Here is a 14,749-nt window from a genome sequence, read left to right as displayed (position 1 = left end):
GCGGCTGGGGGACACCGCCCTGGTCTCAGACAGGCGGTTCCGCCGCCGGCCCAGCTCCGGTGTTCCATTTCTTATTATCGTCTTTTTCCACGTGTAGAGAAGAGGGCGGCATCTTCCGCAAATACGCTTCGGTGTGTTGGTATGGCCTGACCGTGAGAAAGGCGTGACCATGACTGAAGAGAATCTTCCGGATGAAGAACTTGAAGTTGTCCAGGATGACGACGTCCTGCTTGACGCGACCCCGGGTGCGGCGTCCTCGTTGGAACTGGACCCTGTTTTCGGAGAGCCGGACAGCTACCCCGGGGCTGCGGAGAATAATCCTGACCGGTGGCAGGAGGATCCGCTGTTGCAGGAGGAAGCAGTTTCGGGGGAGGAAGAGGATTTCCTGAGTGAGCAGACGCTGCGTGATGAGACCCGGGGAACGGCAGACGTACCGACCATCGGTGAAGCCGCTGCCGACGTGGATTTCGGCGAGGTTCCTCCGGGCGAGGAAGCGGATGCAAGTGACGACCAGGCGAATTTTGGCGGGTCTCCGCTTAGTCAGTTCGATCCGGACGACCTCGAGCGCTGACGCCCCCGGGACTCGCGGGAGGGGAACCTGCCGGGTCTGGACACAGATAGACAGCAGACTTACCGTTCAGGAGTAGTGGTTGCCTGCTCCGTTGGGGCGGGAACTGCTGCCGGTCCGATTCGGGCCGCCCGTTACGACAGGAGGAAGCAGATGGAAACCGTTGAAGAGACTGTTGATGTCGCAGTCCCGGTCCGTACGGCGTATAACCAGTGGACGCAGTTCGAATCCTTTCCGCAGTTCATGTCCGGGGTGGAATCCGTGACACAGCTGACCGACACAACCAATCACTGGGTTACGAAGGTCGGCGGTGTGAAGCGCGAGTTTGACACCGAGATTGTTGACCAGGAGCCTGACGACCGGATCGCCTGGCGCAGCACTGACGGCAAATCGCATGCCGGCATCATCAGGTTCACCCCTCTGGATGCCAACCACACCAAAGTGAAGGTCCACTTCGAGTGGGCTCCGGAAACCGTCACTGAGAAAGCAGGAGCGGCTCTCAAGATTGACGAAATGCAGGTCAAAGCCGACATGCGTAAGTTCAAGGACTTCATCGAATCACGCGGCACCGAAACCGGTGGATGGCGTGGGGAAGTCGAGGACACCGGCCCGACCGGGCAGTTCTAAATCTGCAGCTACCGGAGAGGAGCTAAGTCTCCTTCTCCAAGGAGTTCTCCATCGAGCGTCGGGGCTTCTCTGTACTGATCCGTACAGGCGTCCCGGCGCCCGTCATGCCGCCGCGATGTAGCTGTTGCGGGCCGCAATCAGGCGCTGCAGGTACTTGGCGAGGATGAGTTGCTCCAGGACGCGTCCGATGATCCCGAAAGGCGCTGAGAACTCGATCCGGTCAACCATGACTGCACCGCCGCTTTCGGACGTGAACTCGTGGACGTGCCGGAAATGCTTGAACGGACCACGGACCTGCTCATCGACGAACCGCAGAGGCGCCTGCATCTCAGAGATGCGGCTCGTCATCCGCAGCGGGATGCCGAAGTGCCAGGCCCGCCACGTCACCTCCTCGCCTTCGGAGATGACTCCGGAGGTAACGCCAGCGATCGCGGTCTCCCGCGATTTGGCCATTGACCCGGTATGGGCGTCGATGCTCCGCGACAGGTCGAACAACCGCTCCCGGCTCATGGTCGTCCGCGTCGTGCACTCGAAGTAGACCGTCATAGCTGAAGTATGCCAGCAGGCTGGCAGCGCATTTGGTCCTGGGCGGGGTCCAATCGTTTTCCCTGAGGCTAGGACCAGGGCGTCACCGGATGTTGCTGCGGCTCGCCGTCCACAAACAGGTCCGCCCGCTCATTGAAGAAGCAGATGAGCCCGTGGATCTGCTGCGCATCGATGAGCCGGGAGTCATAGGCCCAGGCGATGTTCCTGCCGCCGTCTGATCCGGGGAAGCTCCAGTACCTGGCCTCGCCCTTGTAGGGGCAGACGGTACGGCGCGGGCTTGCCTCGAGCAGGTCCAGCCGTACGTCCTCTGCCGGGATGTAGTAACGCACAGGGAGCAGGGTTTCGTAGAGTAGCTGTGCGCCCGTAGTGTCGGCGAGCGTCACGCCGTCGAACTTAACTTCGATGCGCCGCCGCGTGGCGCGGATGTCCACGCGGTGGAACGGGTCGCGTGGGTGGCCGATTATTTCCTCGTCGTCCTCGAGCCAATGGAAAGCGCCGAAATCCAGCACAACGTATCCCTCCAGATCCGGATCGGAGGGCCGGAAGGCTGCATATGGGGCCGTCAACGTGGAAGTAGCGACGTCGAGTTCCTCACCGTGCGCTGTGTGCCGCCTGAACCCCGTTCGCGGGTCCAGCCCGGGTGGTGCTTCACCCATAAGCCGGACGGGATATTCGTCCTGCGCACTGTCCTCGCCAGGCGAGGCCGGGAGCTCCAGCTGTACCAGCAGGTCTTTCTCGGGAACAGCGAAAACAGGCGTGACGCGTTTCGGTACCCAGATCAGGAGCGCCTCTTGGGTATCGACGACGGGACTTCCGTTGATGTCCGCCCGGACCCTTTTGGATGTGGGCTGGTACCGAAGGTCCGGGAAAGCGCCGAAGATAAGCTCAGACAGTTTTGTGGCCATGCATTCAGCGTGGGCACAAGGACGCCAAGCGTCAACGCCTGATCGACTTGAGGCGCCGACCGGTGCGCGTGGAGAACCGCCGATCCGGGGGTGGTGTGCCCGGCAGGACTTTCGTGCAGTGACTGCACGAAGTAGAGCCCCGGAATGAGCACTTCATCATCAGCCCGCCCCTCGGCGCCGGTGAAGAGGGAAACCTTCTCGTCGCGAAGGCTTTTCATCCTGTCCGCCATCGGCTCCGCAGTCGGCCTCGGCAACATCTGGCGCTTCCCCTACATCGCCTATGACAACGGTGGCGGGGCCTTCCTGCTTCCCTACCTTGCGGCTCTGCTGACAGCCGGCATCCCGCTGCTGTTCCTTGACTATGCCGTCGGGCACAAGTTCCGGGGCTCAGCACCGTTGGCCTATCGTCGGCTGCACAGAGCCGCCGAGCCGCTGGGCTGGTGGCAGGTGCTGGTCTGCTTCGTCATCGCGGCCTATTACGCGGTGATCATTGCCTGGTCGCTGATGTACATGATCTTCTCCTTTACTGAAGCCTGGGGCGACGACGCTGAGGGCTTCTTCTTTGGGAACTTCCTGGCTGTTGCCGAAGCGCCGGGCCTGGGCTTCGAGTTCGTACCCTCGGTGTTCTTCCCGCTGCTGCTGGTCTGGGCTGCTGTCATTGCCATCATGGTGGCCGGTATACGCAAGGGCATATCGCGCGCGAACGCTGTCCTGCTGCCGCTGCTGATGGTGATGTTCCTCCTGCTGGTGGTCCAATCCCTCTTCCTGCCCGGGGCGGCGGATGGCCTGAACGCATTCTTCACCCCAGACTGGTCCGCTCTCGGCAACCCGTCAGTATGGGCTGCGGCGTATGGACATATCTTCTTCTCACTCTCCGTGGGCTACGGCATTATGGTCACGTACTCCTCCTACCTCAAGCGCCGGACGGACCTGACCGGGTCCGGCATGGTGGTTGCCTTCTCCAACTCCGGCTTCGAGATCCTGGCGGGCATCGGCGTCTTCGCGGCCCTGGGCTTCATGGCGCAGGCTTCCGGAGCTGCAGTGGGCGACGTGGTGACCCAAGGCATTGGCCTGGCCTTCATTGCATTTCCCACTATCGTGTCGCAGGCTCCCTTCGGCGCACTCATGGGAGTGCTGTTCTTCGGCTCCCTGGTGTTCGCCGGCATCACATCGTTGATTTCCGTGCTGGAGGTGATTGTCGCCGCCGTGCAGGACAAGCTGGGCTGGGGCCGGGTCCAGGCCTCCGTGGTGGTCAGCGTCCTGGTTGCAGCGGTCTCGCTGGGGCTGTTCCCGACGGCGACAGGCCTGTACCTGCTGGACACCTCCGATGCCTTCGTCAACAGCTTCGGCATCACGCTCGGAGCCCTGGTGACCGTAGTAGTGCTGGCTTGGTTCCTGCGCAAGCTTCCACTGTTGTCCGCCCACCTCAACCGGATTTCGACCATCAAGATGCGCCGGACCTGGATGGTGCTGGTGGCAGGCGTCGTGCCGCTCGCGCTGATCTACATGGTGGCCAATGAATTCATCACCAAGATCTCCACCACCTACGAGGGTTACCCCGCCTGGTTCGTCGCAATATTCGGCTGGGGCATGGCCGGTGGCCTGATCTTCCTCGCGCTGGCACTGACCTTCATTCCATGGAGCAGCCGGTCCAAAGCCCACCTCGACCCTGAATACGACTCTGTGGTGGCAAACGAAGCAAAGGAGACGGCGCTGTGACACCCATCGCCATCACCATGATGATCGTCGCCATCGTCACGGTCTGGGGGGGCCTGGCGCTGGCACTGGTAAACCTTCAAAGGCACCCGGAAGACGAAGGGGCGCTGCCCGAAGAGCAGGCCTGGGAGCTCTGACGGGTCCGGACCGTGGGATTCAGTCATGGCGGGGGAGACGCGGACAAAGCGCGCCTTCGAGGCCATCCTCGGCAAAACACAGAGGTAGCCTTGGACTGCGCTCCAGGTCGCAACGAGGGGGATCCATGCAGTACAGAACTAGGTTGATGGTTTCGGTCGCGGCTTTCGCGGCTATGGCTGGAGTCGGAAATCTGACGTTTGTGCTGAACAAACTTCCCGATATTCACTGGTCGAGCCTTGCGGCCGGAATTTTCGGAGGCGTTGTTGCTGTTGTGCTGGCCCTCATTTTGGGCACGGAGCATCGCGCAAGCCGGCACTAATCATGGGCCCCAGCGTGGCGGAGCCTAGTAGAAGGAAATGAGTTCTACCAGTTCCCCGACGCGGTCCTCTGGGTAGTTCCGGGCGATGTCCGCCTGTGTGAGGATACCGACCAGGTCATGGCCGTCGATGACCGGGAGCCGGCGGACCTGGTGCTCTCCCATGGTCCTGATCGCGTCTTCGATGGAATCGTCCGCGCCGATGGTCACGGGCTTGCCCTGGCCAAAATCCCCGGCCTTGGCCGTGCGGGGGTCACCGCCTTCCGCGAAGCATTTGATGACAATGTCGCGGTCGGTGATCATGCCTTTGAGTCGGTTGTCCTCTCCGCAAATAGGCAGGGCGCCGACGTCCAACTCTTTCATTTTCCGGGCAGCTGCTTCCAGCGTTTCGTTTTCACCGATGCATTCAACGCCGCCGGTCATAATGTCACGTGCTGTCGTCATGGCGCTCTCCTGAAACTGAGTGGCTGAGTTTTTGTAGACCGGGCCCGTGCCGCTGTCGTCAGTTTGGCGCCAGGCACATCAACGGTCACGGCTTCAGGCTAAGTACGGTCAGCGTTAGTGTCCAGAGCCTAAAGGTCGCCGCATAGAGATACGGATGTTCCCATGCCTAAACCTCGTCGCGTTGCTTCCGTCAGGACGGATCAAGCCCTGCCTGCAACGGCACGCTCTAACGGCTTCCCCAAAGGCAGTAGCGGCAGCCAGGCGCCCTTTCCGGCATCGTTGAATTCCGTTATTTATAAGTTATGGCCCTGCCTGTAAAAAATACTGTCAGGGCAATGATGTGTGTCTAGTCTTTGACTAATGCCGCCGGCCCTGATCTTTGAGGTTTGAGCGGACAGACACCGCGCGTAAAAGCGCATTCGGGGGGACTCTACAAACATGACTTCCAACCGCTTCAGAATCTATGGCGCCGCGACTGTCGCCGGTATTGCCGTCAGCCTCGTTCTTTCAGCCTGCGGGCCTCAGCCTGCGGAGAATGCCGCCGCGGAAAGTGTGACGGCGGACAGTACGGCTCCCAGCACGAGGGCCGCGACATCGTCGTCGACGGCCCGTGCCACCCCCAGCCGCACAGCTACTCCCACAGCAGCTGCCAAAGCCGTCGCACCTTCTCCAGTAGCTGCGGCCCACCCCGTGGCGCCGGCCGCACCCGCTGTGCCTGCACCTGTAGCTCCCGCCCGGCCAGAGGTGCCTGCGGAGCCGGGCCGGCCGGCACCTGCCGCACCCGCTGCGCCTGCACCTCAAATTCCGGCCCAGCCGGTGGTGCCTGTGGCGCCGGTCCAGCCCGCACTGAAAGCGTTCACGTTCTCTGATGGGCACATTTCCTTCTCCTACCCGGCTTCCTGGTCCGTCCGGACCGAGCGGGGGCCGGGCCGGGAGGGGCCTCCCCGGCAGGTCGAAGCGATCGTCTCGGACCGGACCGGCTCTGACCTGTTCAGTGTCTCAAGCGGCGCCGACGCGATCGGCTGCACGGCGGGACCCGCCCACCGCACCGTGCTCGATAAAGCAGCCACCCCAGGAATGCGTGAGGTCGATGGCACCACGCCGCTGTTCTTATTCATCGTGGAACGCATCACCGGTCAGGACCGGTACGCAATGGCGATCATGAACCCCCGCAACCTGCAGGAGGGGGACGTCGGTTCACACTGCACACTGCTCGTGATGGGTAACGGCGGCGCGCTGAACCGGGTCATCTTTGACCAGCCGTTTTACCCGGTCGCCAAGTCGGCTTTCCCCAACCGGCAGGCGGCGAAAGCATGGATGGCCACGGAGCAGTACGCTCAGCTCAAGGCCCTGATAATGAGCCTGCGATACTCCTAGCGGTTGCTGCTGCGCCGTCAGGGCGTTACGGTGTCGCCGTGGCGGTGGACTACCTTCCATTCGCCGCCTTCGCGGCGATAGATCTGCGTGGCTCGCAGGACGTAACTGCGCGGCTCGCCGTCCACTGAAGCTGAGGTGTGTTCCAGGCCTGCCGTGTAGGCCATATCGCCCACAACGCCATACGCCAGCAACTCAAACTTGTACGACGTGCAGTTAGAGAACTGCCTTGCAAGGCTGGTGAACAAATCGTCCAGTTCCTGTTGCCCGAAGGCGTTGCGCCACGCTCCCAGGACACTCACCTGCTCCTCGCGGGACCAGAGCGCGCGGCGCGGGGCGGCGTCGCCGTTGTGGATGGCCAGTTCCGCGTCATACAACGCAGACGTCACCCACGCCAGAAAATCATCGGAGTCAGCCATGTCTCAGTATGCTCCCGGCATCGCAGCCATGGAAGAAAATCTCAGCCATAGAAGAAAGGAGAAGGCTGCCCAAACGGTGCAAGTGGCAGGCCGTTAGGCTCGGCTTGTGATGAGTTCGCAGAACGGCAAGGAACGCTACGTCGTCCGCCCGTGGTGGAGGGGAAGGTCGCTGCCCTGGGCGGGCCTGGTCGTGCTCTCCATTGTCCTGACAGGTGTTGCCCTGGAACGGACAGCGTTCTTTGTCTACGAGCCTGTCCCGGTGTTCATTGAGCGGCTGCGCGTGGGCCGGCTGTGCATGCTGGCCGGATCTGCCGCGTCGCTTGCAGCAGCAATATGGTCGCAGGTCCGCGGGAACCCGCTGTGGGTGACGGTCTGTGTGGCCGCGCCGGCCGCCCTGGCCGGTCTGGCGACCATGATTATGACGCCTCCGTCCCTGGCCCCGCAGATCGCCGGCCTTATCGCCCTGCCGGCGGCACTGGCTGGGCTCGTAGGGGGAGTGACTGCCAGGAACAGAAAACCGGGCGTGGCGCAGGCCAGCCCGGAATGGTAGCTACTCGTTCCACAACGTGATGGACGACCACCGGTCTCTGGACCTCGAAGGAGCTCCAAGGGTGTCCTGACCTCAAACGGAGGCGAGCGCTTAACCAGCAAAAAACCCCGTATCGCCACTGGATCAGCGACGATACGGGGTTTTGCCCGAGCTTCCTATCAGAATCGAACTGATGACCTTTTCATTACGAGTGAAACGCTCTACCGACTGAGCTAAGGAAGCACCGCATGACTGACCGGGAAAACCCGTCTGGTTCATGCAAGAGTCAACTGTAATAGAGTCCCTGCGTCCGGGTCAAAATGGCCGGAGGGGGAGATCAGCAGACGGTGTTGTCTGCCGGCTTCTTGCCTTCGACCAAGTAGGAGTCGACAGCGTCTCCGATGCAGCTGTTGGCCCGGCCGTAGGCCGTGTGGCCTTCGCCCTTCCACGTCAGCAGCGAAGCGTTGCCCAGCTGCTTGCGGAGGGAGCTGGCCCACTCGACCGGGGTGGCCGGATCTCCGGTGGTACCGACTACAACGATGGGGGATTCACCGGTGTATTCAACGGCAGCCGGAGCGGACCGGACGTTCTTGTAGGGCCAGTTAGTGCAGTTAGTGGCGCCGTAAGCGAAGAAGTATCCCAGCGTCGGCGACGCCTCGCGGAGCTTCTGCTCCTCTTCCCGCATGGCAGCAGGATCACTGTTCATCGGGTAGTCCAGGCAGTTGATCGCCGAGAACGCGAATGTTGTGTTCGAGGTGTATTTGCCGTTCGAACTGCGGTTGGCGCCGAGGTCCGCCAGGCGGAGCATGAGGCTGACGTCGCCCTTGGTGGCAGCCTCCAGCGCCTGTGTCAGGGCGGGCCAGTTTTCGTTGGCGTACAGGGGCACGATAAGTCCGCTGGCAAAGGTGTTGCCGCCCACGATCCGGCCGTCCTTCGCCTCGCGCGGGTTGGCAGTGACCGACTGGATCATGTCGCTGATCTGCTGGACACCGTCTTCAACGGTGCCGCTCAACGGGCAGCTTTCCTGCCGCAGGCAGTGCCCGACATAGGCGTGGAGTGCCTTGTCGAATGCCTTCGCCTGGCCCAGCGTGATGTCCTCAGCTCCGAGGGAGGGATCTACGGCTCCATCGAGCAGCATCCGTCCGACATTGTCCGGGAACAGCGAGGCGTAGGTGGCGCCTAGGAAGGTTCCGTAGGAGAAGCCCGCATAGTTGAGTTTCGCGTCGTTGACCACCGCGCGGAGGATGTCGAGGTCCTTGGCTGCACTCACGGTGTCGATATGTCCCAGCGCGGGCCCTGTCTGCTGGGCGCACTTTTCGGCAATTGCCTTGTTGTCGGCGAGGAGTGTGGCCAGTCCGGCGTCTGTTTCCGGGGTGTAGATCTTCGCCCGGGCCTCGTCCCGTTCCTTGTCCGTCAGGCAGGTCACCGGGGCGGAGCGCTTCACTCCGCGGGGGTCGAAACCGATGAGGTCGTAGTTTGCCCGCACCTTGTCGGAGAAGTTGGTGAAGCCGGCATCCCGGACGAAGTCGTAACCGGATGCCCCCGGCCCGCCGGGATTGACCAGCAGGCTCCCTTGCTTGTCTTTTCCGCTGCTGGGGATCTTGAGGGCCGCGAGTTCGATGGTTTCGCCGTCCGGCTTGGCGTAGTTCAGCGGCGCCTTGACCTTGGCGCACTGCATCTCCTCCTCGCAGGACTCCCACACAACGCTCTGGGAGTAAAAGTCCTCCAGACCTTCGGGAGCCGCCGCTGCTATGGACGGATCCGCCTGGCCCGTTGAGTTCCCCTGCTGCCCGCCGTCCTGGGAGCCCCCGAAGAGGGTGCACGATGTCAGGAACAGGACCACCGCCATCGCTCCGGCAGCCCGCACTGCGGTCGCGAACGAGCGCGATCGCGCGGTCAGGGGAGGTGTGGACATCATGCTGTTCTCCTTGGCAGAGCGTTTGGCGGCATCGGGGCAGGCCGGATGTGGGCTGGCCTAGATCAGGCCGGTGGCCATTGCCTCTATGGTCAAAAGCGGTGCGACGTTGGTGGTGGTGATGCGTTTCCTCGCCTTGTTGATGGCGTCCATCCTGGCGAGGGTGACCTCAGGGCCCGAACGGCCCGCGAAGTCCTCCAGCTCACCCCTGAGCTCAACGTTCACGAGCTCCACGGAATTCCCCATCTGGACAATGAGCACATCCCGGTAGAAGGAGAGGAGATCGGTCAGCGTCCGGTCCAGGGAGTCGGTGATGGAACGTTTCGCGCGCCGTTTCTGGTCGTCCTCAAGCTGTTTGACCTGGCTGCGCATGGCTGGCGGCAGCTGTCCGCTCTCGGGGGCGCCCAGCGTGGCCAGCAGTGCGGCCTTCTCGGCGGCGTCGCGCTCCTCATTGGAGCTGTTGGCTTCCTCGGTGGCGATCTTCACAAGTTTATCAGCCATCATGACGGCGGCTGTGACGCCCCGGAGGCCCAGCGGGAAGCGCACCGTCTCCAGCCGGCGTTCCCTTGCCTCCGCATCACGCGCCAGCCGGCGTGCGATTCCCACGTGGCTTTGCGCCGCGCGAGCCGCGCGTTCGGCGAGGTCCGGAGCCACGCCGTCGCGCTTGACCAGCAGAGCGGCAACGTCCTCAGCAGGGGGAAGACGCAGCGCCACAGCCCGGCACCGGGACCGGATGGTCACCAGGACATCGGCAGGGGAGGGGGCACACAGCATCCAGATGGTCCGTGGCGTGGGTTCCTCGATGGCCTTCAGCAGAACGTTGGTGGTACGTTCCGCCATGCGGTCGGCGTCCTCCACCACGATGATCCGCCACCGGCCCGACGACGGCCTGTTGCCGGCCGTGGAAACGAGTTCCCGCGCTTCCTCAATGGTGATGGTCACCTTTTCGGTGCGGACAAAGACGACGTCGGCGTGCGTTTCTCCGAGGATGGTCCTGCATGCGTGGCACTCGCCGCAGCCGCGCCGGGCGACGTCGTCCTGGTCGCAATTCAGCGCGGCGGCGAAGGCTTTCGCTGCGTTGGAGCGGCCCGATCCCGGAGGTCCGGTGAACAGCCAGGCATGCGTCAGGCCGTCACCCATCGCCGCCTGCTGCAGCTGGGTCACGACGGCGGACTGGCCCTGCAGGTCATCCCACACCGTCATCGCGGGCTCCCGGCGGACGCTGCAAGCAGCTGGTCCACGCGGTCCAGGATCCGCGCGGCGAGCTCGTCCACGGACTGCTGCGCCTCAAGGACGAGGTAGCTGTCCGGCCGGGAAGCGGCAAGGTCCAAGAACGCCTGCCGGATCCGGGCGTGGAACTCATCGGCTTCCGATTCCAGCCGGTCCTCTGCGGCGTCGCCGGCGGTGCGGCGGCTGCGGCCGTCGGCGGGGTGGACGTCCAGCAGCACGGTGAGGTCAGGCTGCAGCCCTGAGGTGGCCCACTCGTTGATGCTTCGAACGGCATCTGTTCCGAGGTCTCTGCCGGCCCCCTGGTAAGCGACAGAGGAGTCGATGTAACGGTCCGTCAGCACCACTTCGCCGCGTTCCAGCGCGGGCCGGATCACCTGGCTGGCATGCGCGGCGCGGGAGGCGGCGAAAATCAGTGCCTCGGTATGGGCGTCGATGTGGCCGTGGCCGTGTTCGAGGACCAGGGAGCGCAGCTTCTCACCGATCGGGGTTCCGCCCGGTTCCCGGGTCCGCAGCACGGTCAGGCCGCGGGCTTCCAGCGCTCCGGCCAGCCGGGCGGCCTGGGTGGACTTGCCGGCGCCGTCACCGCCTTCGAAGGCGATGAACAATCCGGGACTCTGTTTATTCACTCATCCAGCGTACCGACTCCCGCCGACAGTAAGCCCTGCGGCCGCTTTTTTCCCACAGCCGGAGCCCAACGTACCCTTTGATCATGAGTCTTTCCCAACAGCGTGCCGCGTCCCTTTCGGCTGAGACGGTGGTTGTGGCCGCCGGCCGGCCGCCCCGCGAACGGGACGAGCCTGTTAACCCGCCGATCGTGCTGTCCTCCACATACTTCGGAACCGGCGCCCTGGACGACGGCGACCGCGGCTACGGCCGCTACTCCAACCCCACCTGGGACCCCTTCGAAGAAGCGCTGGGGCAGCTTGAAGGCGCCTCCCTGCCGGGCCTGCTCTACGCGTCCGGCCTGGCTGCCGTCAGCTCAGCCCTTTCGCTCATCCCCGCCGGGGGAGCGCTCGTCATGCCGTCCCACAGCTATGCCGGTTCGCTGGTGATGGCGTCCGAACTGGCAGAAAAAGGCTTCATCGAGCTCCGCACAGTGGACATCGCCGATACCGATGCCGTCCTCGCCCAGCTCGCTCCTGCCGGCGGGAAGCCTGCGGCCATGCTGTGGCTGGAAAGCCCCACGAATCCCATGCTGGGCATAGCGGACATCCGTGCCCTGACCCAGGCTGCGCACGACGCCGGGGCCATCGTCGTCACGGACAACACCTTCTCCACGCCGCTGGTGCAGCAGCCGCTTGCCCTGGGTTCCGACGTCGTCCTTCACTCGGTGACCAAATACCTGGCCGGCCACTCCGACGTCGTGCTCGGCGCCCTGGTGACGTCCGATCCGGAACTGCGGAACACCCTGCTTCACCACCGCATCATCCACGGCGCCATCGCGGGCCCGTTCGAGGCGTGGCTGGCACTGCGCGGCCTGCGGACACTGGCGCTGCGCATCGAGCGCTCGCAGGCCTCCGCGGCTGTGCTGGCCGAGAGGCTCACCGCACACCCGCAGGTCGAAAGCGTCCGCTACCCGGGCCTCGCCACCGATCCTGGCCATGACCGGGCCAAGTCCCAGATGACCGGCTTCGGATCCATCCTCTGCATCCAAGTGGCCCCTGCGGGAGATGTCAGCGGCGCCGACGCCGCGGACAAACTGGTCCGTTCGCTGCAGCTGTGGCTGCCCGCCACGTCGCTCGGTGGCGTGGAGTCGTTGATCGAACGACGACGGCGGCACGCAGCCGAGCCGGCCAGCGTCCCGGAGAATCTGGTGCGGTTGAGCGTGGGCATCGAAAACGTCGAGGACCTTTGGTCCGATTTGCAGCAGGCTTTGGACGCCTTGGACAGATAGGCTTGTCAGGTGGACGGAACAGTACTGATCAGAGTTGTCGAAAGCGCGGTCTACTACATCCTGGGACTGGTGGCGCTGGTCCTTGAAGTGTGGGCCTTCTTCGACTGTGTCCGCCACAGGGCCAACGCCTTTGAAGCCGTGGGCAAGAGGACCAAGACGTTCTGGCTGGCGCTCACGGGCGGCAGCCTGGCGATCGGCGCCTTGTCGGTACTTGGCGGCGGGGGAGGCGGGCTGATTGGGCCGTTCGGCCTTTTCGGCCTCGCGGCCGTCGTGGCAGCCTGCGTTTACCTGGCGGATGTCCGGCCCGCGGTCAAGGACGCCGGCCGCGGCGGCAGCCGCAACACAGGCCCCTACGGCCCCTGGTGACCTAAACCTGCGGGGCCATCTACACCGGCGGCGACACGGCTTCCCAGCCCACCGTAAGTTCCCCCAGGCGCCAGCGCGACGGTCCGTCGTGGACGGGCCACCCGCCATCGCGCAGCATCCGGCACATGGTAGTCCAGCGCTGCCGGTTCCCGAAGGCTGCCAGCGCCGCCGACTCCAGCCACGCGCGGTCCATGGCCTGCAGCAGCGCATGTATGGGTTCGCCGGGGACGTTGCGGTGGATGAGGGCTTTGGGCAGGCGTTCGGCCACTTCCGACGGCAGTTCGAAGCTGCCGAACCGCATGGACATGCTCAGCGTGAGCGGACGGTCGGAATCCAGTGCAATCCACGTGACGCGCCGGCCGATCTCGTCGCAGGTCCCGTCGATGAACAGCCCATGCGGCGCGAGCCGGTCCTGCACCAGACGCCAGATCCCGCCGACATCCGCCTCCTCGTACTGGCGCAGCACATTGAAGGCACGGACCAGGACCGGGTTTCCTGGCACCGGGATTTCGAATCCTCCGAGCAGGAAGCTGAGTCCCGGGCGCTCCAGTGCCCTGGCGGCCTGCACGCGTTCGGGCTCGATTTCAACGCCGTACAGGCGGACGCCCGGCCGGACGGCGGAGAGCCGCTCAAAAAGTTCGACGGCGGTGGCCGGCGAGGCGCCATAGCCGAGGTCAACTACCAGCGGATCAGCCGCTGACCGGAGCCGCCAGCCCTGAGGCCCGGCGAGCCAGCGGTCCACCCGGCGCATGCGGTTGGGGTTGGTGGTGCCGCGGGTGACGTTGCCGACCGGACGTCCGCCGCTGCCCCGGCTGCCGGAATGCACCACCCGCTCTGCTTTTTGAACCACCGAACCAGACTATCCTGCGGGAAATGTAACGGACGGCGGCGTTAGTCACTGCTCGGCTAGGATGAAAATCATGACTTACAAGCTGATTCTGCTGCGCCACGGCCACAGCGAATGGAATGCCAAGAACCTCTTCACCGGCTGGGTGGACGTTGACCTCAACGACCAGGGCCGCGAGGAAGCAGCCCGCGGGGGCGAGCTCCTGGTTGAGCACAATGTGCTCCCGGACATCCTCTACACATCGCTCCTGAAGCGGGCCATCAACACGGCCAACATCTCCCTTGACAAGGCTGACCGCGGCTGGATCCCGGTCAAGCGCGACTGGCGCCTCAACGAGCGTCACTACGGCGCCCTGCAGGGCAAGGACAAGGCCCAGACCCTCGCCGAGTACGGTGAGGATCAGTTCATGGAATGGCGTCGGTCCTACGACACCCCGCCGCCGCCCCTGGACGACAACTCCGAGTTCTCCCAGGCGCGTGACCCCCGTTACGCCGACCTCGGCGATGACCTGCCCCGTACCGAATGCCTCAAGGACGTCCTGGTCCGGCTGCTTCCGTACTGGGAATCGGACATCAAGGAAGACCTCAAGGCAGGCAAGACGGTTCTCGTCACCGCCCACGGCAACTCCCTGCGCGCCCTGGTGAAGCACCTGGACGGCATCAGCGACGAAGCCATTGCCAGCCTCAACATCCCCACGGGCATTCCGCTCGTGTACGACCTGGACGAGAACTTCCAGCCGATCAAGCCGGGCGGAACGTACCTTGACCCCGAGGCCGCCGAGGAAGCCATCCTGGCTGTGGCCAACCAGGGCAAGAAGTAAGGCTTCGAAACCACAGACGACGGCGGCCCGGTCACTTTGGTGACCGGGCCGCCGTCGTCCGCTGTTTTGCGGTGTGCCTAATGCAGTGGTGCTTC

18 protein-coding genes and 1 tRNA gene are annotated in these 14,749 nt (G+C 64.0%); 9 read left to right on the top strand and 10 right to left on the bottom strand.

Annotated elements, in window-relative coordinates; all coding sequences use genetic code 11:
• The first annotated feature begins 169 nt into the window (after positions 1-169).
• On the top strand, positions 170-571 hold the full coding sequence (locus tag ACIP9X_RS00185; protein ID WP_400477708.1) for a hypothetical protein: 402 nt from the start codon (positions 170-172) through the stop codon (positions 569-571).
• Positions 572-721: 150 nt separating this feature from the next.
• Positions 722-1,195, top strand: coding sequence for an SRPBCC family protein (locus tag ACIP9X_RS00180; RefSeq protein ID WP_400477707.1), 474 nt, complete (start codon positions 722-724; stop codon positions 1,193-1,195).
• Between the two features lie 102 nt (positions 1,196-1,297).
• On the opposite strand, the gene ACIP9X_RS00175 is transcribed toward ACIP9X_RS00180, so the two are convergent.
• Together ACIP9X_RS00175 and ACIP9X_RS00170 are read right to left on the bottom strand one after the other, a co-directional pair.
• Positions 1,298-1,741, bottom strand: a complete 444-nt coding sequence (locus ACIP9X_RS00175) for a cyclase (protein ID WP_400477706.1) — start codon at positions 1,739-1,741, stop codon at positions 1,298-1,300.
• Positions 1,742-1,809: 68 nt separating this feature from the next.
• Positions 1,810-2,646: a DUF427 domain-containing protein gene (locus ACIP9X_RS00170; protein ID WP_400477705.1), complete on the bottom strand. Its 837-nt coding sequence runs from the start codon at positions 2,644-2,646 to the stop codon at positions 1,810-1,812.
• Between the two features lie 144 nt (positions 2,647-2,790).
• On the opposite strand from ACIP9X_RS00170, the gene ACIP9X_RS00165 reads away from it, so the two are divergent.
• The gene (locus tag ACIP9X_RS00165; RefSeq protein WP_400477704.1) at positions 2,791-4,365 is read left to right on the top strand and encodes a sodium-dependent transporter; all 1,575 of its coding nucleotides are present in this window, start codon (positions 2,791-2,793) and stop codon (positions 4,363-4,365) included.
• Positions 4,362-4,499 (top strand): methionine/alanine import family NSS transporter small subunit, encoded by a 138-nt coding sequence (locus tag ACIP9X_RS00160; protein WP_400477703.1) that lies wholly within the window; start codon positions 4,362-4,364, stop codon positions 4,497-4,499. The genes ACIP9X_RS00165 and ACIP9X_RS00160 overlap by 4 nt, the downstream gene beginning before the upstream one ends.
• A 344-nt stretch (positions 4,500-4,843) precedes the next feature.
• Here ACIP9X_RS00160 and ACIP9X_RS00155 read toward each other — a convergent pair whose 3' ends face one another.
• The gene (locus ACIP9X_RS00155) at positions 4,844-5,260 is read right to left on the bottom strand and encodes a CBS domain-containing protein (protein ID WP_400477702.1); all 417 of its coding nucleotides are present in this window, start codon (positions 5,258-5,260) and stop codon (positions 4,844-4,846) included.
• 521 nt (positions 5,261-5,781) lie between these two features.
• Entirely contained in the window at positions 5,782-5,913 is a 132-nt protein-coding gene (locus ACIP9X_RS00150) for a hypothetical protein (protein ID WP_400477701.1), read from the bottom strand.
• Positions 5,914-6,085: 172 nt separating this feature from the next.
• Between ACIP9X_RS00150 and ACIP9X_RS00145 the strand changes: the two genes are divergently transcribed.
• Positions 6,086-6,637, top strand: a complete 552-nt coding sequence (locus tag ACIP9X_RS00145) for a hypothetical protein (RefSeq protein WP_400477700.1) — start codon at positions 6,086-6,088, stop codon at positions 6,635-6,637.
• Between the two features lie 17 nt (positions 6,638-6,654).
• Here the strand turns inward: ACIP9X_RS00145 and ACIP9X_RS00140 are convergent, their stop codons facing one another.
• Complete coding sequence (locus ACIP9X_RS00140; RefSeq protein WP_400477699.1) at positions 6,655-7,053, bottom strand: nuclear transport factor 2 family protein; 399 nt, start codon at positions 7,051-7,053, stop codon at positions 6,655-6,657.
• A gap of 109 nt (positions 7,054-7,162) precedes the next feature.
• On the opposite strand from ACIP9X_RS00140, the gene ACIP9X_RS00135 reads away from it, so the two are divergent.
• Entirely contained in the window at positions 7,163-7,603 is a 441-nt protein-coding gene (locus ACIP9X_RS00135) for a hypothetical protein (protein WP_400477698.1), read from the top strand.
• A 149-nt stretch (positions 7,604-7,752) separates the two neighbouring features.
• On the opposite strand, the gene ACIP9X_RS00130 is transcribed toward ACIP9X_RS00135, so the two are convergent.
• The 4 genes from ACIP9X_RS00130 to tmk all read right to left on the bottom strand — a co-directional run bounded on the left by ACIP9X_RS00130 (position 7,753) and on the right by tmk (position 11,353).
• A tRNA-Thr gene (locus ACIP9X_RS00130) sits at positions 7,753-7,825 on the bottom strand.
• A 94-nt stretch (positions 7,826-7,919) separates the two neighbouring features.
• Positions 7,920-9,497: an alpha/beta hydrolase gene (locus ACIP9X_RS00125; protein WP_400478507.1), complete on the bottom strand. Its 1,578-nt coding sequence runs from the start codon at positions 9,495-9,497 to the stop codon at positions 7,920-7,922.
• Positions 9,498-9,557: 60 nt separating this feature from the next.
• Positions 9,558-10,700: a DNA polymerase III subunit delta' gene (locus ACIP9X_RS00120; RefSeq protein ID WP_400477697.1), complete on the bottom strand. Its 1,143-nt coding sequence runs from the start codon at positions 10,698-10,700 to the stop codon at positions 9,558-9,560.
• A complete protein-coding gene (gene tmk / locus ACIP9X_RS00115) occupies positions 10,697-11,353 on the bottom strand; it encodes a dTMP kinase (RefSeq protein WP_400477696.1) in 657 nt (218 codons plus the stop codon). The genes ACIP9X_RS00120 and tmk overlap by 4 nt, the downstream gene beginning before the upstream one ends.
• Before the next feature lie 83 nt (positions 11,354-11,436).
• Here tmk and ACIP9X_RS00110 point away from each other — a divergent pair, with 83 nt between their 5' ends.
• Both ACIP9X_RS00110 and ACIP9X_RS00105 read left to right on the top strand, forming a co-directional pair.
• On the top strand, positions 11,437-12,621 hold the full coding sequence (locus ACIP9X_RS00110) for a trans-sulfuration enzyme family protein (RefSeq protein WP_400477695.1): 1,185 nt from the start codon (positions 11,437-11,439) through the stop codon (positions 12,619-12,621).
• 9 nt (positions 12,622-12,630) lie between these two features.
• Complete coding sequence (locus tag ACIP9X_RS00105; protein ID WP_400477694.1) at positions 12,631-12,987, top strand: DUF2516 family protein; 357 nt, start codon at positions 12,631-12,633, stop codon at positions 12,985-12,987.
• A gap of 19 nt (positions 12,988-13,006) precedes the next feature.
• Here ACIP9X_RS00105 and ACIP9X_RS00100 read toward each other — a convergent pair whose 3' ends face one another.
• Complete coding sequence (locus ACIP9X_RS00100; RefSeq protein ID WP_400477693.1) at positions 13,007-13,837, bottom strand: class I SAM-dependent methyltransferase; 831 nt, start codon at positions 13,835-13,837, stop codon at positions 13,007-13,009.
• A 70-nt stretch (positions 13,838-13,907) separates the two neighbouring features.
• Here ACIP9X_RS00100 and ACIP9X_RS00095 point away from each other — a divergent pair, with 70 nt between their 5' ends.
• The gene (locus ACIP9X_RS00095; protein ID WP_400477692.1) at positions 13,908-14,654 is read left to right on the top strand and encodes a phosphoglyceromutase; all 747 of its coding nucleotides are present in this window, start codon (positions 13,908-13,910) and stop codon (positions 14,652-14,654) included.
• The last annotated feature ends 95 nt before the right edge of the window (positions 14,655-14,749 follow it).

This window comes from Arthrobacter sp. NPDC093125 (assembly GCF_044754225.1).
Lineage (GTDB): Bacteria > Actinomycetota > Actinomycetes > Actinomycetales > Micrococcaceae > Arthrobacter.
The sequence above is the reverse complement of the archived record's forward strand: the minus strand, read 5'-3'. Positions and strand labels throughout refer to the sequence as shown.

What these genes read in the sequence shown, in the direction of transcription:
- ACIP9X_RS00110 (WP_400477695.1), top strand. Translation starts at nt 11,437, where the DNA reads ATGAGTCTTTCCCAACAGCGTGCCGCGTCCCTTTCGGCTGAGACGGTG.
- ACIP9X_RS00185 (WP_400477708.1), top strand. Translation starts at nt 170, where the DNA reads ATGACTGAAGAGAATCTTCCGGATGAAGAACTTGAAGTTGTCCAGGAT.
- ACIP9X_RS00180 (WP_400477707.1), top strand. Translation starts at nt 722, where the DNA reads ATGGAAACCGTTGAAGAGACTGTTGATGTCGCAGTCCCGGTCCGTACG.
- ACIP9X_RS00135 (WP_400477698.1), top strand. Translation starts at nt 7,163, where the DNA reads ATGAGTTCGCAGAACGGCAAGGAACGCTACGTCGTCCGCCCGTGGTGG.
- ACIP9X_RS00095 (WP_400477692.1), top strand. Translation starts at nt 13,908, where the DNA reads ATGACTTACAAGCTGATTCTGCTGCGCCACGGCCACAGCGAATGGAAT.
- ACIP9X_RS00170 (WP_400477705.1), bottom strand. Translation starts at nt 2,646, where the DNA reads ATGGCCACAAAACTGTCTGAGCTTATCTTCGGCGCTTTCCCGGACCTT.
- ACIP9X_RS00120 (WP_400477697.1), bottom strand. Translation starts at nt 10,700, where the DNA reads ATGACGGTGTGGGATGACCTGCAGGGCCAGTCCGCCGTCGTGACCCAG.
- ACIP9X_RS00155 (WP_400477702.1), bottom strand. Translation starts at nt 5,260, where the DNA reads ATGACGACAGCACGTGACATTATGACCGGCGGCGTTGAATGCATCGGT.
- ACIP9X_RS00175 (WP_400477706.1), bottom strand. Translation starts at nt 1,741, where the DNA reads ATGACGGTCTACTTCGAGTGCACGACGCGGACGACCATGAGCCGGGAG.
- ACIP9X_RS00140 (WP_400477699.1), bottom strand. Translation starts at nt 7,053, where the DNA reads ATGGCTGACTCCGATGATTTTCTGGCGTGGGTGACGTCTGCGTTGTAT.
- ACIP9X_RS00125 (WP_400478507.1), bottom strand. Translation starts at nt 9,497, where the DNA reads ATGTCCACACCTCCCCTGACCGCGCGATCGCGCTCGTTCGCGACCGCA.
- ACIP9X_RS00165 (WP_400477704.1), top strand. Translation starts at nt 2,791, where the DNA reads ATGAGCACTTCATCATCAGCCCGCCCCTCGGCGCCGGTGAAGAGGGAA.